The organism is Micromonospora sp. NPDC005215, from assembly GCF_040607915.1.
Taxonomy (GTDB): domain Bacteria; phylum Actinomycetota; class Actinomycetes; order Mycobacteriales; family Micromonosporaceae; genus Micromonospora.
In genome coordinates, this window is record NZ_JBEXHQ010000105.1 from 1 (window position 1) to 4,125 (window position 4,125).

Annotated in this window: 3 protein-coding genes and 1 pseudogene; 2 read left to right on the top strand and 2 right to left on the bottom strand. The window is 73.9% G+C overall.

Features of this window, described 5'->3' with window-relative positions:
• A pseudogene (locus tag ABZU25_RS34315) lies at positions 1–94 on the bottom strand (DUF4307 domain-containing protein); the annotation flags it as partial.
• A gap of 487 nt (positions 95–581) precedes the next feature.
• Here ABZU25_RS34315 and ABZU25_RS34320 point away from each other — a divergent pair.
• Positions 582–1,364, top strand: coding sequence for a 3-hydroxybutyrate dehydrogenase (locus ABZU25_RS34320; protein ID WP_355033519.1), 783 nt, complete (start codon positions 582–584; stop codon positions 1,362–1,364).
• Positions 1,365–1,378: 14 nt separating this feature from the next.
• Entirely contained in the window at positions 1,379–3,298 is a 1,920-nt protein-coding gene (locus ABZU25_RS34325) for a helix-turn-helix domain-containing protein (RefSeq protein WP_355033520.1), read from the top strand.
• A gap of 169 nt (positions 3,299–3,467) precedes the next feature.
• Here ABZU25_RS34325 and ABZU25_RS34330 read toward each other — a convergent pair whose 3' ends face one another.
• Positions 3,468–4,019 (bottom strand): TetR/AcrR family transcriptional regulator, encoded by a 552-nt coding sequence (locus ABZU25_RS34330; protein ID WP_355033521.1) that lies wholly within the window; start codon positions 4,017–4,019, stop codon positions 3,468–3,470.
• Positions 4,020–4,125: the final 106 nt, after the last annotated feature.

A 4,125-nucleotide genomic window follows, 5' to 3' on the forward strand; every position in this document is an offset into this window, starting at 1 on the left:
CGCCGATGAACGGCCGCGCGGTGGTGGTCAGGCGGTGCCGGCTCGTGACGTGCCGGTCGCCCGGCCGGGCGGTGACGGTGATCTGGTCACGGGCCCGCGTCCCGCGTCCCGCGCCCCGCGCCCCGCGCCCCGCGCCCCGCGCCAAGATCTACGCAACATCAGGGATGTTGCTGCCTCCGACGCGTCAGAGACAGCAACATCCCTGATGTTGCGTAGATCTTGACGACGAGCACCATGCCCGATCGGCCGGGAGCAGCGGTTCGGGGCGTCAGCGCCAAGGTCGTGCTCGAACCAGGATGTGGTGGCCACGAAGCGCCGGGACGCCACTACATCCTGGATGCTGTGCGATCTTGCCGCGCAAGGAGCGACCGGGCGGGAGCCCAGGACGACCGCGCACAACCGGGGCGGGAGCGCAGGAAGACCGCGCACAACCGGAGCGGACACCAGGACGATGGCCCACGACCGGGGCGGGTGCGCGGACGGCGGCGCGCGACGGGACGGGACGGCCACACAGCTTTGGTACGGAGTATGTGTCGCCGGCCCATGTGCCGGGAAGCACACAGCTCGTAACTTCTTGCGCCATGACGGCAGAACCCGTGGCGGTCCCCCACGTCGTACAGGTCGACCTCGCCGGTCGGACCGCCCTGGTCACCGGGGGCGGCAGCGGCATCGGGCGGGCGTGCGCCCTGCGGCTGGGCGCGGCCGGCGCCAAGGTGCTCGTGGTGGATCGCAACCTGGAGGCGGCCAAGGCGGTGGCCGCCGAGGTCGGCGGCCGGGCCGAGGGTGTGGACCTGTCCGACGCCGCGGCGGTGGACCGCCTCGACGTGGACGTGGACATCGTGGTGAACAACGCCGGGCTCCAGCACGTCGCGCCGGTGCAGGACTTTCCCGTCGAGCGCTTCGAGTACATCCAGCGGGTGATGGTGGAGGCGCCGTTCCTGCTGATCCGCCGGGCGCTGCCGCACATGTACGCCCGGGGCTGGGGTCGGATCGTCAACATCTCCTCGGTGCACGGGTTGCGCGCCTCGCCGTACAAGGCGGCCTACGTCTCGGCCAAACACGCCCTGGAGGGGCTGTCGAAGGTGGTGGCGCTGGAGGGCGCCGCGCACGGGGTGACCGCCAACTGCATCAACCCGGCGTACGTGCGCACGGCGCTGGTGGAGAGCCAGATCGCCGACCAGGCGGCCAGCCACGGCATCGACGAGGCCGAGGTGGTTGAGAAGATCATGCTGGCTCGGGCCGCGATCAAGCGGCTGATCGAACCGGAGGAGGTCGCCGAGCTGTTGGCGTACCTTTGCTCGCCGCCGGCGGCGTTCATCACCGGTGCGTCGATCGCCCTCGACGGGGGCTGGACGGCCAACTAGTGGGGCTGAGCACAATGTCGACCATGTCATCGCCGGTGGAGTTCCTGGAGCTGCTCGCCCGTGAGGCCGCGGCGGTCGAGTTCGAGGGACCGCTGGTGGCCGCGCGGGCCGCGGGGCTGCCGCCGGAGCGGCTGGCCGAGCTGGAGCAGGCCAAGTCGGTGGCGTTGCGGGTCCGCGCGCTGCTGGAGCGTCGGCGTCGCCGGGAGAGCGAGCTGTCCGGCCTGTACGACACGGTCAGTGACCTGGCCGGGCTGCGTGACCTGGACGACGTGCTCCGGGCGATCGTGCACCGGGCCCGCAACCTGCTCGGCGCGGACGTGGCCTACATGACGCTCAACGACGACGGGCGCGGCGACACCTACATGCGGGTGACCGACGGGTCGGTCTCGGCCCGCTTCCAGCGGCTGCGGCTGCCGATGGGCGCCGGCCTGGGCGGTCTGGTGGCCCAGTCCGGCGCGCCGTACGTCACCGCCAACTACGGCGAGGACGCGCGCTTCCACCACACCGGCGAGATCGACGCCGGTGTGGGCGAGGAGGGCCTGGTGGCGATCCTCGGGGTGCCGCTGCGGCTGGGTTCCACCTCGATCGGTGTGCTCTACGCCGCCAATCGTTCGGCTCGACCGTTCGTCCGGGAGGAGGTGGCGCTGCTGGTCTCGCTCGCCGCGCATGCCGCGGTGGCGATCGACACCGCCCGGTTGCTCACCGAGACCCGCTCGGCGTTGGCCGAGTTGTCGGCGGCGAACACCACCATCCGGGCGCACAGCAGCTCGGTGGAGCGGGCCGCGGCGGCACACGACCGGATGACGGCGCTGGTGCTGCGCGGCGGCGGCGTGGAGGACGTGGCGGCGGCGGTGACCGAGGTGCTGGGTGGTGCGCTGCTGGCGCTGGACGCCGAGGGCCGCCTGCTGGCCCGGGTGGGTGAGATCGACGAGCCGGACCGGGCGGACATCGTCGAGGCGGTGGCGGCGTCGCGCACCGAGGGGCGCAGCGTGCGCCGCAGCCCGCTGTGGTACGCGGCGGTGGTGGCGGGCGCGGAGAACCTGGGCGCTCTGGTGCTGCGTCCGGACGACGAGTTGGTCGACGCCGACCAGCGCATCCTGGAGCGGGCCGCGCTGGTGACCGCGCTGCTGCTGCTGTTCCGCCGGACGGTCGCCGAGGCGGAGGGGCGGGTCCGCGGCGAGCTGCTGGACGACCTGATCGCCCGTCCGCTGCGGGACACCGACGCGTTGCGCCGCCGGGCCCGGCGGCTCGGGGTGGACCTGGACGCCCCGCACGTGCTGGTGGCGGTGGGCGACGACGCAATCGCCGCGACCGGCTCGGCCCGGCAGCGGGTGCTCTCCTGGGCCACCACGTACGCCTCGGCGCGCGGCGGGCTGGCCGCGGCGCGCGACGGTCGGGTGGTGCTGATGTTGCCGGGGCTGGACGCGGGCGGCAGTGCCCGTGCGGTTGCCCGGGACCTGTCCCGGGTGACCGGCCGTCCGGTGACCGCCGGGGCGAGCGGCCCGTCGAACGGGCCGGCGGCGCTGGCCGGGACGTTCCACGAGGCGGACCGGTGCCTGACGGCGCTGGGCGCGTTGGGCCGGGCCGGCCAGGGGGCGAGCACCGGCGAGCTGGGCTTCGTCGGGCTGCTGCTGGGCACGGTCGGTGACCGGGGCGAGAAGGACGTGGCCGAGTTTCTCCGCACCACCGTCGGGCCGGTGGTCGACTACGACGCCCGGCGGGGCACGGCTCTGGTGAAGACGCTGGAGGCGTACTTCGGGGTGGGTGGCAGTCTGGCCCGGGCCGCCGAGCAGCTGCACGTGCACGTGAACACGGTGACCCAGCGGTTGGAACGGGTCGGGCAGTTGCTCGGCGCGGACTGGCAGCGGCCCGAGCGGGCGTTGGAGGTGCAGCTCGCGCTGCGTCTGCACCGGCTGCGCGCACCGGCCGGCTGACCGACGCCGGTCCGCGACCGCCGGCCCGCTGAGCCGGACGCCCGCCGTCGCACGCGGGCCCGCCGACGACACCCGACCGACGCACGCCGGCCCGCCGACCGACGCCCACCGGCCCGACGCACGCCGGCACACCGGCCGACGCACGCCGGCACGCCGACCGGCGTCCGGCTCAGCGAACCTGAATGCCCTCCAGCACGGCGTCGACGACCCGCTCGGGCAGGGTCTGCTCGTCCAGGTCCGGATTCCACTGGAGCACCCGCTGGATCAGCATCGGCCCGGTGAGCAGCGCCATCGTCACCTCGACGTCGATGTCGGCCCGGAGCACCCCCTCGTCGATGCCGCGCCGCAGCACGTCGCGCATCAGCTGCCGCCGGGGCGAGATGATGTTCTGGTAGAGCTGGAACTGGTCCGCGCTGCGGTTCACGGCGGGCGCCAGACAGGGCATGATCTTCGCCGCGCGCGGGTCGACGTTCTTGCCGATCGCGCCGACCAGCAGCACCAGGTCGTCGCGGACGGAGTGCCCGGCCGGCTGTGCCATGACGCCCTTGAGCCGACGTAGCGCGTCCAGCAGCAGGGCGTCCTTGCCGGCCCAGCGGCGGTAGATGGTGGCCTTGCCGACCCCGGCGCGAGCGGCGATCGCCTCGATCGAGAGCGCCTCGATGGTGCTGCCCTCGGCGAGCAGGTCGAGGGTGGCCTCGATGATCGCCTCGTCGGCGCGGATGCTCCGCGGTCGCCCGGGCGACCGCCGGGCCCGACCCGGGGGAGGGAAGTTGGCCCCAAAAGACCCCCCAAAACCCCGCCCCCCCACACAGCGGGGGGCCCCCCCG

Bases quoted from the DNA above. Each gene is read 5' to 3' on its own strand.
- ABZU25_RS34320 (WP_355033519.1), top strand. From the start codon at position 582: ATGACGGCAGAACCCGTGGCGGTCCCCCACGTCGTACAGGTCGACCTC.
- ABZU25_RS34325 (WP_355033520.1), top strand. From the start codon at position 1,379: ATGTCGACCATGTCATCGCCGGTGGAGTTCCTGGAGCTGCTCGCCCGT.